The sequence below is a fragment of the Ectothiorhodospira mobilis genome, assembly GCF_016584115.1.
Classification (GTDB): domain Bacteria; phylum Pseudomonadota; class Gammaproteobacteria; order Ectothiorhodospirales; family Ectothiorhodospiraceae; genus Ectothiorhodospira; species Ectothiorhodospira mobilis.
This window is the reverse complement of sequence record NZ_NRSK01000044.1, coordinates 1-16,721: the sequence shown is the minus strand read 5'-3', so window position 1 is coordinate 16,721 and position 16,721 is coordinate 1. Positions and strand designations below refer to the sequence as shown.

At 59.2% G+C, this 16,721-nt stretch carries 16 protein-coding genes and 2 pseudogenes; 7 read left to right on the top strand and 11 right to left on the bottom strand.

All coding sequences use genetic code 11. The annotated features are described in order from the left end of the window. A pseudogene (locus CKO33_RS12500) lies at window positions 1-262 on the top strand (hypothetical protein); the annotation flags it as partial. Window positions 263-400: 138 nt separating this feature from the next. On the opposite strand, the gene CKO33_RS12495 reads toward CKO33_RS12500, so the two are convergent. Then, window positions 401-859: a tetratricopeptide repeat protein gene (locus CKO33_RS12495; protein WP_200182570.1), complete on the bottom strand. Its 459-nt coding sequence runs from the start codon at window positions 857-859 to the stop codon at window positions 401-403. A gap of 233 nt (window positions 860-1,092) precedes the next feature. Here CKO33_RS12495 and CKO33_RS13895 point away from each other — a divergent pair, with 233 nt between their 5' ends. The 5 genes from CKO33_RS13895 (at window position 1,093) to CKO33_RS12470 (ending at window position 6,913) form a co-directional block, all read left to right on the top strand. Then, window positions 1,093-1,512 carry a pilin gene (locus tag CKO33_RS13895; RefSeq protein ID WP_200182569.1) on the top strand — a complete coding sequence of 140 codons (420 nt, stop codon included), beginning with the start codon at window positions 1,093-1,095 and terminating at the stop codon, window positions 1,510-1,512. Between the two features lie 129 nt (window positions 1,513-1,641). Next, complete coding sequence (locus CKO33_RS12485) at window positions 1,642-3,570, top strand: hypothetical protein (RefSeq protein WP_200182568.1); 1,929 nt, start codon at window positions 1,642-1,644, stop codon at window positions 3,568-3,570. Further along, complete coding sequence (locus tag CKO33_RS12480) at window positions 3,539-4,519, top strand: glycosyltransferase family 2 protein (RefSeq protein ID WP_200182567.1); 981 nt, start codon at window positions 3,539-3,541, stop codon at window positions 4,517-4,519. The genes CKO33_RS12485 and CKO33_RS12480 overlap by 32 nt, the downstream gene beginning before the upstream one ends. Window positions 4,520-4,529: 10 nt before the next feature. After that, window positions 4,530-5,756 carry a glycosyltransferase family 4 protein gene (locus CKO33_RS12475; protein ID WP_200182566.1) on the top strand — a complete coding sequence of 409 codons (1,227 nt, stop codon included), beginning with the start codon at window positions 4,530-4,532 and terminating at the stop codon, window positions 5,754-5,756. 149 nt (window positions 5,757-5,905) lie between these two features. Beyond that, window positions 5,906-6,913, top strand: a complete 1,008-nt coding sequence (locus CKO33_RS12470) for a glycosyltransferase family 2 protein (protein ID WP_200182565.1) — start codon at window positions 5,906-5,908, stop codon at window positions 6,911-6,913. Here CKO33_RS12470 and CKO33_RS12465 read toward each other — a convergent pair. Genes CKO33_RS12465 through CKO33_RS12450 form a run of 4 tightly spaced genes read right to left on the bottom strand, consistent with a single transcriptional unit; the run spans window position 6,910 to window position 11,472 of the window. Beyond that, window positions 6,910-7,809: a glycosyltransferase family 2 protein gene (locus CKO33_RS12465; RefSeq protein WP_200182564.1), complete on the bottom strand. Its 900-nt coding sequence runs from the start codon at window positions 7,807-7,809 to the stop codon at window positions 6,910-6,912. The two genes, CKO33_RS12470 and CKO33_RS12465, sit on opposite strands and share 4 nt — an antisense overlap. A gap of 42 nt (window positions 7,810-7,851) precedes the next feature. Next, a complete protein-coding gene (locus CKO33_RS12460; protein WP_200182563.1) occupies window positions 7,852-9,015 on the bottom strand; it encodes a polysaccharide pyruvyl transferase family protein in 1,164 nt (387 codons plus the stop codon). Continuing rightward, window positions 9,012-10,097 carry a nitroreductase family protein gene (locus CKO33_RS12455; RefSeq protein ID WP_200182562.1) on the bottom strand — a complete coding sequence of 362 codons (1,086 nt, stop codon included), beginning with the start codon at window positions 10,095-10,097 and terminating at the stop codon, window positions 9,012-9,014. The genes CKO33_RS12460 and CKO33_RS12455 overlap by 4 nt, the downstream gene beginning before the upstream one ends. A gap of 10 nt (window positions 10,098-10,107) precedes the next feature. Further along, window positions 10,108-11,472 (bottom strand): flippase, encoded by a 1,365-nt coding sequence (locus tag CKO33_RS12450; protein WP_200182561.1) that lies wholly within the window; start codon window positions 11,470-11,472, stop codon window positions 10,108-10,110. 71 nt (window positions 11,473-11,543) lie between these two features. On the opposite strand from CKO33_RS12450, the gene CKO33_RS12445 reads away from it, so the two are divergent. Continuing rightward, window positions 11,544-12,845, top strand: a complete 1,302-nt coding sequence (locus CKO33_RS12445) for a lipopolysaccharide biosynthesis protein (RefSeq protein WP_242472626.1) — start codon at window positions 11,544-11,546, stop codon at window positions 12,843-12,845. A 29-nt stretch (window positions 12,846-12,874) separates the two neighbouring features. Here CKO33_RS12445 and CKO33_RS12440 read toward each other — a convergent pair whose 3' ends face one another. The 6 genes and pseudogenes from CKO33_RS12440 to CKO33_RS12415 all read right to left on the bottom strand — a co-directional run. After that, the gene (locus CKO33_RS12440) at window positions 12,875-14,026 is read right to left on the bottom strand and encodes a DUF4172 domain-containing protein (RefSeq protein WP_200182572.1); all 1,152 of its coding nucleotides are present in this window, start codon (window positions 14,024-14,026) and stop codon (window positions 12,875-12,877) included. Between the two features lie 312 nt (window positions 14,027-14,338). Then, the gene (locus CKO33_RS12435) at window positions 14,339-14,839 is read right to left on the bottom strand and encodes a hypothetical protein (RefSeq protein WP_200182559.1); all 501 of its coding nucleotides are present in this window, start codon (window positions 14,837-14,839) and stop codon (window positions 14,339-14,341) included. Beyond that, a complete protein-coding gene (locus CKO33_RS12430) occupies window positions 14,836-15,135 on the bottom strand; it encodes a nucleotidyltransferase domain-containing protein (protein WP_200182558.1) in 300 nt (99 codons plus the stop codon). Before CKO33_RS12430 ends, CKO33_RS12435 begins: the two co-directional genes overlap by 4 nt. 12 nt (window positions 15,136-15,147) lie before the next feature. Continuing rightward, window positions 15,148-15,714, bottom strand: a complete 567-nt coding sequence (locus CKO33_RS12425; RefSeq protein WP_200182557.1) for a Uma2 family endonuclease — start codon at window positions 15,712-15,714, stop codon at window positions 15,148-15,150. A 120-nt stretch (window positions 15,715-15,834) separates the two neighbouring features. Next, window positions 15,835-16,296, bottom strand: coding sequence for a YaiI/YqxD family protein (locus CKO33_RS12420; protein WP_090485251.1), 462 nt, complete (start codon window positions 16,294-16,296; stop codon window positions 15,835-15,837). A 127-nt stretch (window positions 16,297-16,423) separates the two neighbouring features. Then, window positions 16,424-16,721, bottom strand: a pseudogene (locus tag CKO33_RS12415) (hypothetical protein); the annotation flags it as partial.

Here is a 16,721-nt window from a genome sequence, read left to right as displayed (position 1 = left end):
CCTGACGGAGGCGATGACCATGTCACTGGCGCAGGAATGGATGGAACGCGGCGAGGCCAGGGGGGTCGAGAAAGGCATGCAGCAGGGCGAAGCCCAGACCCTGCTGCGCCTTCTGGAACGCAAGTTCGGCCCCGAGGCCCGCAGCCGCTTTCAGTCACGTGTCGAAAAGGCCGACCCGGCCGAGCTGGACCAATGGATCGACCGCATCCTGACCGCCGAACGGGTGGAGCAGGTCTTTGATGGGAAGGATCCCCTGCAGTGAACCAAGGCTTACTGACAAAGGACTTCATCCTGGCCAGGGTTGCCCACGAACCGGGCCCATTCCAGGTTGCTCGGGGGACACCACTGGCCAAGACCGGATCGTCACCGGCTTCGTCGATTCCGGGGTGAATCCGGACCCTCAATAGGCCTTGCCCAGGGCCGCCATCTGCCGCCGGGCGATACCATGCCCCCGCTCGGCGGCCCGGCGGATCCACTCCAGACCCGCGTCCTCGTCCTGTTCCACCCCCTGCCCGGCCACATGGCACCGCCCCAGCCAGTACATGGCCTCGGCATACTCCTGCTCCGCGGCCTTTTGCAGCCAGGGCAGGGCCCGGTCGTACTGCCCTTCCCCCATGAAGAACAGACCGAGATCGTTCTGCGCCTCGGGATCGCCCCCATCGGCCCGCACGATCGCCGTATCGTCCTCCGCAACCAGGGCCACGGGGATGTCGCCCCGAAGCGCCTCCAGGGGCACGTAGCCCCGCTCCAGGGTGGCGGAGCGTTCCTGGCGCAGCATCGCCGTAGCCAGCCGGCGCCGCAGGGACCGCCGGCTCAACCCCGTCAACTGCTGTGCCGTATCCAGCGTGATCTTGTGCATGATCCCCCCATGAATGGATCGGCCATTCATTTCGCGGCCATAGCCTTCAGTCGGCCATTCATTTCGCGGCCGACCTGAATAATCAACTATTCCGCCAAAGGCCACAACGCCCGCCTGTCGGGCCCGGCATACCACCGGGCCAGCGCCCACCCGGCCCGGAGGCTTGGCACGCCCGATGCATCAGATACCACACCGCCCAGGGCGGATCACCCAAGCACGCAAGAGGTCTGGAAATGAAGAGACAAGCAGGTTTTACCTTGATCGAACTGATGATCGTCGTGGCGATCATCGGGATTCTGGCGGCGGTGGCTATTCCGGCCTATAACGATTATACGAATCGGGCAAAGGCCTCCGAAGTGGTACTTGCTGCGAGTAGTGCACGTACTTGTGTTACAGAAATGGTGCAATCCGGGGCAGATCCAAATACGTATTCTTCCTGTGCTGAGAACTTCACTGAAACTGAGTATGTCACCAACCTGTCCGTGGCCAACACTACTGGCATAGTCAATGCCACAGGTGACATCAATGGCGATGGTACGGATGATATTAGTGTCACTCTTGAACCCGCCATCAATACTACTGGAGACCATATTTCGGGCTGGACCTGTACTGGCGATCCGAACGAGTGGATGCCTGCAAACTGCCGCAGTTAACAAGCCTAATTAGCACAATTTAGTTCCTGAACAGCCCCGACTTCACCCTGAGTTGGGGCTGTTTTTTCGCCAATACATAAAACACCATCATCTATGCTTGCCATCTCCTCCCATTCTTCTCAACGTCCCGTGGCACGCATCGCCTTATTGGTGCCCGTTCTCCTGGTAACCCTGGCCGTAGGATTTGCCTATTCAAAAGGGGTCACCGGCAAGCTATTTTACGATGATCTATCCTTCCTTGCCCCGCTGGAAACGATCGATTCCAGGGAGGATGCGTGGGAATTTGTCACGAGTGGTCAAGGTGGCCCCCTGGGTCGTCCCATCGCATTACTCAGCTTTCTTCCCCATGCCGACGACTGGCCGGCAAACAGCCAGGAAGCCCGTTGGGTCAATGTAGGCATCCATCTGGCCAATGGTGCTTTTGTATTCCTGCTGGGATGGATGCTGCTCCAACTGCGAAATCCCCGGGATGCATGGCGGAGTTACTGGATCGCCCTATCCGCTGCAGCCCTGTGGATAGCCATGCCATTGCTGGTCTCCACCAGCCTGATCACCGTACAACGCTGGACCGGTTTCGCCACCTTCTGGGGCTTGATGGGGTTACTGGTCTTTGTCGCGGGCTACTTCCTGCAGGCCCAACGCCCACGCCTGGCTTTGGCGGTACAGTCCTCGGGACTGGGCCTGTTCACGCTGCTGGCCCTGTACACCAAGGAAAGCGGCGCCCTTTTCCCCATCTATGCCCTGGTGATTGATGCGGTTTTACTGGCTCATCTTCAGGCACCCCGCTACGTGCGCTGGCTGCGCCGGGGAACCCTATTGGTGGGCCTCCTCGCCCTGCTGTACTACCTATCCCCCCTCTATAGGGACTGGTTCGCCTTCAGCAGCTTTCGCGGCTGGTCCTCCTTCGATCGGCTGCTGACCGAAGGGCAGATCCTTTGGCAATACCTCTATATGGCCTTCCTGCCGCAGCCCACGGCCTTTGGGCCTTTCCATGACAATGTCACCCTGGCAGAAGGCTGGCTGATACCTATCCTATCCTGGGGCGCATTCCTGGCCCTCACCATAGCCGCCTTTCTGCTCCGTAAACGCAGCCCCTGGCCCCTGTTCGCACTGCTGTGGTTCTTCACGGGACATTTGATCGAGTCCACGGTCATTCAACTGGAATTGATGTTCGAGCACCGCAATTATCTGGCGGTATACGGATTCTGCCTGGCCCTGGCCGCCCTGGTCTGGCAGGCCAAAGGGATCTGGACCCGCCTTGCCCCCGCGCTGCTGACCCTCTATATCCTGCTCATGGGGGCCACGCTATACGCCACCACCTCCATATGGGGACAACCACTGGAAGCCGCTGAAAACTGGGCCCAGCGTCATCCGGATTCCCCCAGGGCCGTCATGCATTTGAGCAGGGCGTACTACGAAGCACTGGGCAATCCAAGCTATTCCCTCAAAGCACTGGACCGCTATGCCGATCAATGCGATGGATGCACCGATCTGCATCTGCAGGCCATGCTCTATGCCTGCATCACGGAGGGCCCGGAATCCATCCAACAGCGTTTCGAAAAGGTGCTGCATTCAGCGGAAATCGCCAGACGATCTACTTCCCTCATAGATAATCTTTATCCGTTGCATGGTGTAATCGAAAATAATCAATGCAATCCACTTACATTTCAGGATGCCCATCAACTCACACAAACTCTGCTAAATAACCCCAACTACCAACACAAATCCTATACGACCCACATTCTTTTCCATGCCGCCAATTTCGCGAAAGAACAGGGCGACTTCGATATGGCATTTTCCTACCTTTCCCGCGCCGAATCACTGATGCCCGAAATCATGCCCATCCTGCTCATGCAGGTACACTTCCTGATGGATGCCCAGCGCCCACAAGAAGCCCTGGAAGCCATTGAACGCAGGCGGGATGTGGTGCATAAGAATGCCTACATGACGGATCAGGCACTGGATGAACTGGCCCGTATGGTCCGCGAGGGGAAAACGCCATCCATGGAAAAAGACACTCAACCCGATGAAACTCATCGTCCAGATCCCCTGCTTTAACGAAGAGGCTTCACTGGCCCGGACGCTGGAGGATATCCCCCGGGAGATCCCCGGCGTCGACCGGGTGGAGATCCTCATCATCGACGATGGCAGCACGGATCATACGGCCCGGCAGGCCGCCCTGCTGGGCGTGGACCACATCGTGAGCCACAAGCAGAACCAGGGCCTGGCCCGGGCCTTTCGCACCGGCCTGGAGGCCAGCCTTCAGGCCGGTGCCGATCTCATCGTCAATACCGATGCCGACAATCAGTATGCCGGCAGCGACATTCCCCGGCTGATCGCCCCCATCCTGCAGGGCCAGGCCGACATGGTCATTGGCGATCGACAGACCCAGCAGCTCCCCCATTTCTCGGGCCTGAAGAAACGTCTACAGCGCATCGGCAGCGCCGTGGTGCGGCAACTGTCCGGCGTCGACGTGCCTGATGCCGTCAGTGGCTTTCGCGCCTTCTCCCGGGAAGCGGCCATTCAGCTGAACATCCTCTCCAGCTTCAGCTACACCATCGAAACCCTCATCCAGGCGGGCAAGCGCAACCTGACCGTCTGCTCCATTCCGGTCGCCACCCGGCCCACGGAACGCCCTTCCCGTCTGTTTCGCAGCGTTCCCCAGTTCATCCAGAACTCCGTCCTCACCATGGTCCGGACCTATGCCATGTACAAGCCCCTGCGGGTGTTCTTCTACATCGGCCTGGTCCTGATCGTGGTCGGGTCGATCCCCATCTTACGGTTCCTGGCGTTCTACCTTCTGGGAGATGGCGGCGGACATATCCAGTCCCTGCTGTTGGGGACCATGCTGGTCTCCATGGGCGCCTTTACCTGGCTGATCGGCCTGGTGGCCGACCTGATCTCCTTCAACCGGCAATTGCTGGAAATGACCCTGGAACGTGTCCGCCGGCTGGAACTGGAACGGACTGCAACGCCTCCCGATCGGGAGGGAAGGGATCTCCCGTAGCGGAATCGCCATGCCGAATTCACCCCGCCCCCGCCTCCTGGTCCTGACCTCCACCTTCCCCCGCTGGCAAAGCGACACGGAACCGGCCTTTGTCCTGGCGCTGAGCCAACGTCTGGCCCAGCAGTTTGAGGTTCATGTCCTGGCGCCCCATGCCCCGGCGGCTGCCCGCCGGGAACACCTGGGGGGCTTGACGGTGCATCGCTTCCGCTATGCCCCCGAAAGCTGGCAGACCCTCACCTACGAGGGCGGCATCCTGGCCCGGCTCAAGGCGCGGCCCGGACGTCTGGCACTCATTCCCCCGTTCCTGCTGGCCGAGGCCTGGGCCATCCGGCGTCTGCTGCAACGTCACCGCTTCACCGCCATCCATAGCCACTGGATCATCCCCCAGACCCTGGCCCTGCGGCTGGCCATCCTGGGGATGCGGCATCCACCGCACATGGTGTGCACCAGTCATGGCGGTGACCTGTTCGGACTGCAGGGACGGATCCTGCGGGCAGTGAAACGCTGGGCCTTGCGCCGCTGCACGGGCCTTACCGTGGTCAGCCAGGCCATGGTGCCCGAAGCCCGTGCCCTTGCCCCCCATCTGGAGCCCCAGATCATCCCCATGGGCACCGACCTGGCCACCTCCTTCACCCCGGATCCCGGCATCCCCCGCGATGCTTCCCGCATCCTGTTCGTGGGCCGTCTCGTGGAAAAAAAAGGCGTGCGCCACCTGCTGGACGCCGTAGCCCGCCTGCTTCCACGGTACCCCCAACTGCATCTGGAACTGGCCGGCAAGGGCCCGGACGAACCCGCCCTGAGAGCCCGGGCGGCCTCCCCCGACCTGAGCGGACACGTCACCTTCCTGGGGGGCGTTCCCCACGAGCGATTGCCGGACCACTACCGCCGGGCGGCGGTCACCGTCGTGCCCTCCGTGGTGGCCGAAGGGGGGGATCAGGAAGGCTTCGGCCTGGTCATCGTCGAAGCCATGGGATGCGGCTGCCCGGTCATCGTCTCCGACCTCCCCGCCGTTCGGGATATCGCCCCCGAAGACACCCTCGCCCTACGGATCCCCCCGGGAGACGTGAATGCATTGGCCGGGGCCCTGGAAAAAACCCTGAAAAACCCGGACCAGGCGCAACAACGGGCCCAAAAGGCTTTGGTGCATATCCGGGAGCGGTTTGGGTGGGATGAAGTGAGTAAACGATATGGTGAACTTCTTCATCGAGGACATAGGTCCGGCGAGTCGTTCACTTAAAGGTAAATTGCAAAAATAATCTACACCCTATCATTATTTATAGGCGCAACCCCCGCAATATTTTATTTTTTGCTTTGCCTTTAATGTGACTACAGCTACGAAGATATGGTTTTCCAAATAACAAAACCAGCACCAGATAGAAAAATACCATGATGCAGGGCGAATGCAATAAAGAAAAAGAGCAAAGATCAGGAAACACCATATCAAAAGCAGATCACCATTCCACGACACTCAGCATCATCATCCCTGTGGTGAATAATGCATCACAGGCTGCCGCCACAATCCAGGCGCTTGCAGCCGAAGCCATACCAGACCCGATTGAAATTATTCTTGTAGATGATGGCTCGGACTCTCCGATTCAAATCGATTTTGAAGCAACAGAGAACCTGAAATTCATACCGGTGCGTCTGAAAAAAAACCAAGGTCGCGCTGGGGCCCTCAATGCGGGAATAGATGCTGCATCCGGTCTCTACATGACCTTTCTGGATGTGGATTGCATGCCAACACCCAGCTATGTTGAAAATCTACGCCATGCAATCTCGATAGGTGCACCAATCATTTTCGGCGACATCCAGTTTGATTCGGGTGATTCCTTTTTTGACCGCTATGGCAATCGGGTACAGGCACGCCGGCGGTCACGAATCGACCAGTGGGCCATCAGTCTCACTTCGGCGAATGTTACCATCCATCGAAACCTGGTTCTGGCAATAAATGGCTTCGACCCTGACTACCGCCACTACGGATTCGAAGATCGAGATTTCTTTTTGCGGTTAAGCCATGCATTTCCTGACGTATTACCCGTATATGACGCCAGTTGCTCAGTAAGGCATGTCGATCCGATTCACCTTGAAGACATCCTGGCCAAATTCGAGCGCTCAGGTTGCCATACGGCTGGTCTTTTCCGAACAAAGCATCCGGATGCCTATCGAGAAATGCCCATGTACTATTTCGATGCACAGGCAAACCCGGTCTACCGCCACATCCCCGACTGGCTCTTGGTCACCGTGATCCAAGGGCTTGGAACAGCTCTTCGGCTCTTGTTCATCACCGGCTATAAGCTAGGCTGGCACTGGGTCGCTGCACCTGCCTTGAAAGGCCTGAATGGTTTGGCCTTCATGCGCGGTACACTATCTGCAAACCGAGACATGAAAGTTTAACGTCTTTCCGCATCCCCCCCCAGAGCAAGACGAAACCCCTCGGCTATGGTGGCCAACCGGATAATCACTGCGACCGAAAACACGCGCCAGCGATCGCGACGATTCAGGTCAGGATGGGAAAGAATCCAGCGTATGGATTGCCATGCCGAACGTTGTTTCTCCAATCCCTTGCTGCCCCGATGTGCCATATCCAGCTGCTGCAACATCTTTCGTCCAGCAACGACCCGTCTCGCTTGTCGAACGGCACTACTGAGGCGGCTTCGAGTAAATGTATATACAACCGCATTCCGTTCAAAGCGCAACATAAGCCCATGGTCGCCGGCACGCCAGCACCATTCCCTGTCGCCACCGGAAAATAGGCGTTCGTCGAATGGCCCCACGCCCTCAAATATTTCCCGGGTAAAAAATAGATTTGCAGTGGCCGAAAAACCTTTTTCACGAATATTAAATTCTTGACCAAAGCCCGTAACGCATTGATACAACGCTACTGCCGACGGAGGGTTCGAGCTAGCAAGCAAGACTTCACCACCAACGATTTCTTCACCTCGTCCCATGGCCACCCGTCGCACACCTCGGGAAAGCCAAGTCGGCTCTGGCCAGCAATCTGCATCAATGAAGGCAAATATATCGCCCGTTGCAACTCGAGCGCCGGCATTTCTCGCCGCGTACGATCCTTGCGTATTACAGACAATCAGGTTGATGCGAAAGGGAAAATCATTGCCGACCACAATAGGCGGGGACGACCCGTTATCCACAACGATCACCTCCAGCTGATCGAGGGTGAAGTCTTGCTTGGATATTGACTCCAGGCAACGATCGAGTCCGTTCTGATCATTGTAAGTAGGAATAATCACCGACACCGATAGCCGTTCTTTTTCTTCTGCTATTGGCTGCATGTATACCGTCCTATTACCTTCCTCAATTCAGGAAAAAACCGACTAATCAACGAGCGCGTGACACCTATCGATCACGGAATATACGTCGTTCCACATCATCTCCGAACGCGACTTGAGCCCCGCGGATTCCTGCTTCAGCGATTCGGAGATTTCACGATTGGCCTGCTCGTCTACCAAGCGCCCAATCTTTTCGGCCAATTCGTTATCCGAAACATCAACTGAGATAACACCATCGGGAAATCCGTAGTCACGGAACAGCTCTTGATATTTATGGCTCCAACCGGTGGCAAGGGACGGCACCCCTTGGCTGAGTGCACTGACCAGCCCGTGGAAGCGGCTGCCGATCGTGGCATAACTTGCGCAAAGGATGCCCTTGATCTTCAACGGGTCGTCTTCGGTAAGGACAGGAAGCCCGCCGGCGCCTTCTGATATCTGATCGGCAAGCCAACGGTCATTCGCGCCCTCGTGCACCAAGATGAAGGGCTTTGCGTCATTCTCTCGAAGCAGCTCAGCGCAGCGCACCATGAACGGCAGATACACCCTGCTCCGTGCCCCCCCCGTCTTGTCGACCATACGGTAGTTCGGCACCAAGCACACGCCATATCGGCTACGATCAAAGTATTCCGGTATGACTCCTTCGATCAGATTGGTGAAATCAGGGTACTGGCGGATATTCTCACGCTTGCCCGTCACCTCTGTCAGATAGTCGTAGGACGTTCTCTCTCTAGGCATGACAAGATCGACATTGTCGACTGCCCGCCTAATTGCCTTGCGAATGCGTTTACCTGTGTAGGGACCGAAGGCCTGAGGCATTAGAATCACCTTCGTGCCTTGCTTGCGCCAGCGTGCCGCTGACTGCGCCAGTTCCAGGGAACTCTGATCGCCCCACTGATCGCTATAGGAAAAACCGGCTGCATCGATGACAACATCGATCTCGCTGTCAAGAACGACCCCATACATTTCACGCAATTTGCGAGGTGTAAATTTAGCGAACCTACCAAACTGAAATCCCTTGTAATATAGGGATGCTTTTGGAAGAAGACCGAGTTTAACCAGCTTATCAAATGGTTGAGAAGACCCTTTGTGCGTAGGGGCCATGGCAAAAGTGGCTTCTGGATAGGCGGTACGCATTTTTTCCAGTATGGCATAAAGCATCAGCTCTGCGCCCTTGTTCAAGAAGCCCGCCTTCCGAATCTCAATAATCATTTTTCAGCACACCATTGAGTGATCAATTCGTTCTGCTTTTTCTGAGAATAAGGAATGCCGCTCGCAAGGTCTCCATAGCCGATGGAGATCAGCATCACGACCCGCTCGTATCCCGGGAGGTCCAGAATCCCCTGCAGCCTTCGTTCCGACCAATCCACGTCGGGCCAATTGATCGGGCAGGTAGAGAGCCCCAGTGTTTCAGCCGCCAGCATCAACTGCATAGATGCTAGCGAGGCATCGATATAGATAAGGTGCCGATCGCGTTCCTTGGGGTATGCGGAGAGATCACCCACCACGATGATAATTACCGGGATTTGGTGAGCAAAACCCGTTGTACCGCCTGCGCATTCGGCAATTTCGGTAGCACGACTGGGATCATTCGCGACAATGAAGCGATATGGCTGGCGATTACACGCCGAAGGCGCGAGGGCGGCTACATTGATCGCCTGCTGGATCAGTTCTGGCGGAACCGGCTCTTGCTTGTACCAACGCACGGAGCGGCGACGGAGGAACAGCGTGGCAAGCTGTTCGAAAGAAACGTCGGTCTCCGGGCAGGCGGATAGCGGATAAGGTTTAAATGTACAGGGATCTATGTCTGCCCTCGGTTTGCTCTCTGCTCCCTCCCCTGAATATTCCTTCCGAGCCTTGCGTATGGGCGGCGTGTCCTCGACCACGCTGAAATACTCGTCCAACACGTCGGTGGCCCAGCGAAGCTCATCCTGCGAATACGTGGGCCGTCCCTTTGCGCAGTTGTAACAGTGTACAGTCTCTAGGATAAATGCCTCGGCGAACACATTACGCCGCGGCTGCATGATTAACCCCTTCTCCAATCGGTGAACATTGCGCCGCAGCAATGGCGAGGTGTCACCCATCTCGCACAGCGCCCGGTAGTAGGCTGCGCGGCCCTTCAACACGGCAAGGTGCTCGCGGTCGAAACGTCGACTTAACAGGAAGTAATACAGGTTGGCTAACCAACGGTTAGCTGAGAAGATGCGACCACTCGCAGTTATGATTGCATCTACGAATCGGTTCACTGCATATTTGATCGGGGGTGGAAGGACGTCACGAAGATTAGAAATCATAGGGTGTGGCCTATCGCATCATGCAGACCAAGCGAACCGAGTACCGGATAGGCGATAACAAAGCCCTCGCCATTTGCCAGAACACCGGGCGGGTCCGTCGGTAGAAAAAAAGGGCAAGAAATGAAGCCATTGCATAAGACAGCAAGGTTGCGTATGCGGCTCCGATACCACCATATGCGGGAATCAAGGTAAGATTCAACAATACGTTGGTCACCGCACCCAAACCCTGCGTAATCAACGAAAATACCAGTACGTTCTCGATGAGTATCCATTTAGAAAAGGCAGTGCGCATGAAGATGAATATTGCCGCCCAAATATGGACCACAAAGATGGATGCACTGTCTACGTAATCCGAACCAAAGAAGACGTCGATAATCCAGGGAGCGGCTATCGTTATCACCACTGCCACAATCAAGCCTATGAGGAGCAGTGCGTCGAAAAGCTGTTGCAGCCGGTACTTGAACAACGCCTCATCTTCCTCTCGCAGCTTGATGAGCTTCGGAAAGAATGAGGCGACGATTGCTGTGGGGATAAAATACCAGGCCTCGGAAATCTGCGCTGCGACAGCATATTGGCCGACTTCTTGTGTGTCTGCCAGCCAGCGGAGCATGACTTGGTCCACCTTGAGGTAGATGACTGCGAATATCGATCCAAGATATATCAGCCATCCTTGACTGAGAAACTCTTTTGCACGAACCCAACTGAAACGCCAACCGGCTACACGAACTCTCGCCTTGAGCCAGAAAAACACAAGCAGCAATAGGGCAGACAGCGCGGCCTGCAGAATTTGGGCCGTGGCGAAATACATAAGGCCTGTGCCCGCAAAAACCAGTGCCAGTTTGAATGCGGTGGTAACAAGATACGACAATATCCGCGCGATGGCGGTGTATCGGGCCTGCATAAACGCCTGAAACCAGAAGTCAACTACGTCCATCGGCCGGAACAGCAGCGCGGCACCTGCGAACGCAATCAGATAGAACTCGGTGGTGCCCAGTCCTTCATAAGAGGCCGCGTATATCAACAGCACCGCATAGCCAGCGACCATGCCGAGGAGCTTAAGGAGAGCAGCCGTTACCAACGTTTCGCCGCGATCCGCTTCGTTCTTGACGATCTCACGAACGACGAGGCCAGATAACCCCATGTGGCCCGCCGCGGCGAACAGCGCGGCAAGAGAAAGCGCATAGGCCAGCGATCCAAAGTCCTCCGGCCCCAAATAGCGGGCAACAAAGACAGTGGAAAAAAAAGCCAGCCCCACCCCCACCACCTTCTCCCCCATAATCCAGAAGGAGTTATTCAGGTACTTATGTAGCCGCCGATACAACACAGATGTCAGTTCTCGCCTGATTGTATACAGCCTGAATTCAGGGCTGATCATGGTTGGGGGAGCGGGTGATTGGGCCTATCATGCCCCGATTCCATTCCCTTTTGAAACACGGACCGCTCCCTTTGTCCCCTACCTCCACTCCCCCCGGGCTGGCCAGAAAGCTGCTTCAGGGCGGTGCCGGCAGCCTGCTGGCACAGGGCCTGGAGATGGCTCTGGGGCTGCTGATCACCCTTCTTCTGGCCCGCCTGCTGGGGCCTTCGGGATACGGGGTGTATGCCTTTGTCCTGGCGGCGGTTTCTCTGATCTCCCTGCCGGTGCAATTCGGTCTGCCCCCGTTGATCGTACGCGAGACGGCACGAGGGCAGGCCTGCGGGGACTGGCCCACGGTGCGGGGGATCTGGCGCTGGTCCCATGGCATCACGCTGGGCCTGTCGCTGCTGGGTCTGGTGGGCGGGATGGCTGTCCTGGGGCTGTGGGTGCAGGAGGCCGCCTTGCGGGAGACCCTGTTTCTGGGGCTCTGGCTGGTGCCTCTGTTGGCCCTGTCCAGCCTGCGGGCGGCGGGGCTGCGGGGGCTGGGCCGGGTGCTGATGGGTCTATTGCCGGAGCAGGTGATCCGACCCGGGCTGATGGCCATGGTCCTGCTGGTGTTGCTGATCGGGTGGCCCCATGGCGTTACACCGGCGGGGGCCATGGGGGTGCATCTGCTGGCGGCCTGTGTGGCCTTTGGTGTGGGGGCGTGGCTGCTGCTTCGGACGCGTCCGCCCCAGTGGACGGCCAATGCCCCGGTCTACCGGTCCCGGGCCTGGCTGGCCGCGGCCTGGCCCATGGCGTTGACCCAGGGATTTGGGCAGATCAACCGGCATGCGGATGTGATCCTGCTGGGGTTGCTGGCGGCCACGGCGGATGTGGGGGTGTATCGGGTGGCCGCCCAGGGGGCCTTTCTGGTGTCCATGGGGCTGACCGCCTTGAACATGGTGACGGCGCCGTTCATCACCCGTCTGCATGTGCAAGGGGCCCGGCACAAGCTGCAGAAACTGGCCCGCCGCACGGCCCAGGCGGCCCTGGCCTTTGCCCTGGCGGCGCTGACGGGCTATGTCCTGCTGGGGCCATGGCTGTTGCAGACGCTGTTCGGGCCTGCCTTTGCGGCGGCGTACCTGCCCCTTCTGATCCTGGCCTGCGGGCAGGTGGTGAATGCGGGCTTCGGTTCCGTGGGGCTGCTGCTCAATATGACGGGACACGAGCGCCAGGTCACCCGGGTGGTGGCGGTGGCCGCCCTGGTCAATGTGGCGCTGAATCTGCTTTTGATCCCGATGCTGGGGGCAACGGGCGCGGCCCTGGCCACCAGTGCGGCTACGGTGCTGTGGAATGCGTGGCTGTGGTTCGTGGTCCGGGAGCGGCTGGGGATCAGCAGCGCGCCGGTTTGAAACAGGCATCCACCGGGGCGACTGGCGCCCTAATCCCTCTTGTCCTGGCGGTACGGTTCCGGCACCTGATAGCGAGTGCTTCGGCCTCCTGCAGGTAGCCTCACCAGGCAGCCCTTCTCGACAAGCCCGGCAAGGTGGCGAGTGGCCGTGGCCTTACTCACCTTGGCCACCTTCTGGTACTGCGAGGCGCTGATGCCTTGTTCAAAGCCTCTTTCCCCTCCCTCAAGCAGCCGGTTCAGCACCTTTTCCTGCTCAGGGAACAGGCCGGCCGTCGCAAAGCGCCGCCAGAAGCGGGCTTTGGCCAGTGTCCGCTCCGCCTGGTCCAGCACGTTCAGCAACGTGGCATCCAGGGTATCCAGGAACCAGACGAGCCAGGCCGTGAGGTCCGGCGTTCCACGCTGGCTCTCTTCGAGATGGCGATAGTAATCGGCCCGCCGCTCCAGGATGGCTGCGGACATGGCATACAGGCGAATCCCTTGCAGGTCCGCCTGCGCCAGGGCGCGATCGGCGATGGCCCGGGCAATGCGCCCGTTGCCATCTTCAAACGGATGCAGCGTAACGAACCAGAAGTGCGCCAGCCCTGCCCGCACGAGAGGATCCAGCCCGGGGTCATGACGGCTGCACTCGAACCAATCGAGGAAGCGGTCAACCTCGCGCTCCAGGCGTTCCCGGGGTGGGGCCTCAAAATGCACCTTGGGGCGATCGATGCGGCCGGACACCACCTGCATCGGCTCTATCCCACGCCATTGGCCGGGGCGCAGTGTGGTCAGAGAGGCGTCGGCATCAGGGAACAGCCATCGATGCCATTGAAACAGTCTTTCCGCATCCAGCGGTGAATCCGGCTTGAGGGTGGCATCCAGCATCAGTTCTGCCAGGCCTTCGGAGCGCGGGGAAGGAGGCCCACCAGGTTCCTCCACGCCAAGACGCCGGGCGAGCGAAGAGCGCACCGACGCAACATTCAGGCGCTCACCTTCGATGGCCGAGGACGTGACAATGTTCTGCAATAGGGTGTCCAGTGCGGACCTCGCCCCGGTCTCCGGGTCATCTGCGGTCCACAGGGACCCTGACCGGCCCAGCAAGATGCCAAGATCCTTCCAGCACTTCTGCAGCCGAGGCTGGACCTCAGCCACTTGCCAGGTGAAGCGGGGCCAATCGGGGTGTTGCCAAATCCACGTGGGCACCTGGTGGGGCACGCCTGGACTCCAAGAAAGACGAAAGAGCCGGATGATACTTTTTCGGCTCACTAAATGAGTCGAATATTGGAATTTTTCGGCTCAGCACGCAAGCATGGTGTAAAAAAAGACCCAACAGTTACTTCTCTGAGCCTTCTGCCTTTTCGCGCCGGAGGGCGCTCCTGCGGGTGGCCCTTTAGGGAATGCGGGACAGGTTCATCCGTCGGAGGATGGCATCTTGCCTGGCTTGCAGGCCGCGGGGCCGCGGATTGTCCGGGTGGAAGCGCGGGTTGGGCTGCATGGCGGCAAGCGCGACCGCCCTTATGGCAGGTTGGATTCCGCGATGTCGAGGCGATCGATGATGTCCTTTCGCAGGCGGTGATAGGTGTCGATCAGCATCCCGCTATAGCTCTCGGCGAGGTTGATGTTGTCTGCAAAGGCCGAGCTGTCGTCCATGTATTCGTGGACGAGCCGGTTACGCAGTTGCCTGGCTTCCAGCCAACGATCCGTGTCCTCGAGTACCCCAAGCCTTTCGGCTCGGTTTAACACCTCGATCTGGCTTCCCGGTTCTTCGGCCAGGGCGAGTAGCCATCGTGGCAGAAGCTTCTGGGCAATGGTGTCCTGCATCCGGGCGTAACGGGAGACAAAGGCTTCGAGCCGCTCTGCCAGTTCCGGACGTTGTTCGAGCATTTCAACCCATTTCTTGTCGATGGTCTCGTCGAACAGGCGCTTTCTGCTCCATTCGAGATGGACGCTTTCCTTGTGGACGACGCGCAATGTCGCCAACAGGCGGGCGGTGGCGGTCAGTTGGTCAGGGGTCATACGGGTTGTCCGGTTTGCTGGGCGACAGTGTGGATGGGCTGCCGGGGCGTTTGCGGATCGAGAACGATCACGTCGATGGAGCGTTCGCCCAATGTCCGCTGCAGGCGGGCGACCAGGGTGAGAATCTTTTGCTGTTTGTCGCTTACCGGCCCAGGCAGTTCGATCAGCAGGTCGATGTCGCCGCCTTTGAGTCGGTCGTCGGTGCGTGAGCCGAACAGACTCACCCGGGCCTGTTGGCCGAATACCGATTTGGTGGTCTGGCGGATGGTGTCGCGTGCTTCCGGTGTCAGTCGCATGGTGATCTCGTTTCAGTCCGTATGAACATCTTCGTAGATGGCCTCGATGGGCAGGTCCGTGTCGAGGCAGTCCAGGTGGATGCGGCCGTCGGTGAATGTCTCGTGCACCCAGTCGGCCTCGGTGCGCCGGTAGAGGTCCACCTGCCGGCGGTCCTGGGCCACCAGCAGGTATTCCCGCAGGCTGGGCAGGCTGCCGGTGTAGGCGAAGAGTTTTTCGCGCCGGTCGATGCGCTCGGTGCCCTCGGAGAGCACCTCCACGATCAGGCAGGGGCGTTCGCGGTAGTAGGTGGCCCGGTCGTGGGGGTCGCAGGTGAGCAGCAGGTCGGGATAGTAGAAGGCATCTTCGCCGGCCTGGCGGACGTGGACCTTCATGTCGTTGACGAATAACTGGCAGCCGCGTTCCCGGGCATGGGGTCGCAGGGATGCGAACAGGGCCCCCGTGATCAGGTTGTGTCGGGCACTGGCCCCGGTCATGGCATAGACCTGGCCGGCAACGTATTCGTGCCGGACTTCGCCGTCCTTTTCACCTTCGAGATAGGCCTCGACGGAGAGGAACCGATCGCTGGCAGGCCGGTTCATGACGTTGGACTCCTGGAAGGTGCACTTGGGGCCATCATGACATGGGAAGGCAGGCCCCTGAAGCGGCCTGCACGCCCGGCTTGCGGTCGCCGTCTCCGGCGATGCGGGGCGCTGGCGGCCTCAGGTCGCCCGGGCCATCCGGGCCAATAGCCGGTCCAGGTGGCCGGCGAAGGCCTGACGGTCCGCCGGGCGCAGGGCCGGTGGGCCGCCGGTGTCCACGCCACTGTCCCTCAGGGAGGTGGCGAGATCCCGCATCTTCACCCGTTCGTCGATGTTGTCCCGGGTGAACAGCGTCCCCCGCGGGCTCAGGGCCTGCCCCTGGCGGGCGATGACCTCCGCCGCCAGGGGGATGTCGGCGGTGATCACCAGGTCCCCGGGTTGCATCTGCTGGACGATGTGGTTGTCCGCCACATCGAAGCCGGCGGAGACCTGCACCGCCCGCACGTGCCGCGACCGGGGTACCGGGAGGGGATGGTTGGCCACCAGGGTGAGGGGGATGCCCACCCGTTCGGCGGCGCGAAAGAGGATCTGCTTGATCACCTTGGGGCAGGCGTCGGCATCCACCCAGATCTGTAGGGTCATTACGGATACGGTTCCGATTGCATTGCCTTCATCTGGGCCACGGATCAGCACGTGGTCCCGGCGTTCTGTGCGGCAGTGAGCAGCGAGGTCTCATCCCGCGGGGCCCGCTGTTGGAGGCAATAGATATTTACTGCAGGGGATCCTCCCCGTCAAAGACCTGCTCCACCCGTTCGGCGGTCAGGATGCGGTCGATCCATTGGTCCAGCTCGGCCGGCTCGGCCCCTTCAACCCGTGGCTGGTAGCGAGCGCGGGCCTCGGGGCCAAACTTGCGTTCCAGAAGCCGCAGCAGGGTCTGGGCCTCGCCTTGCTGAACACCTTGCTGGATGCCTTGCTGGATGCCCTGCTGGATGCCTTTCTCGACCCCCCTGGCCTCGCCGCGTTCCATCCATTCCTGCGCCAGTGACATGGTCAGTGCCTCCGTCAAA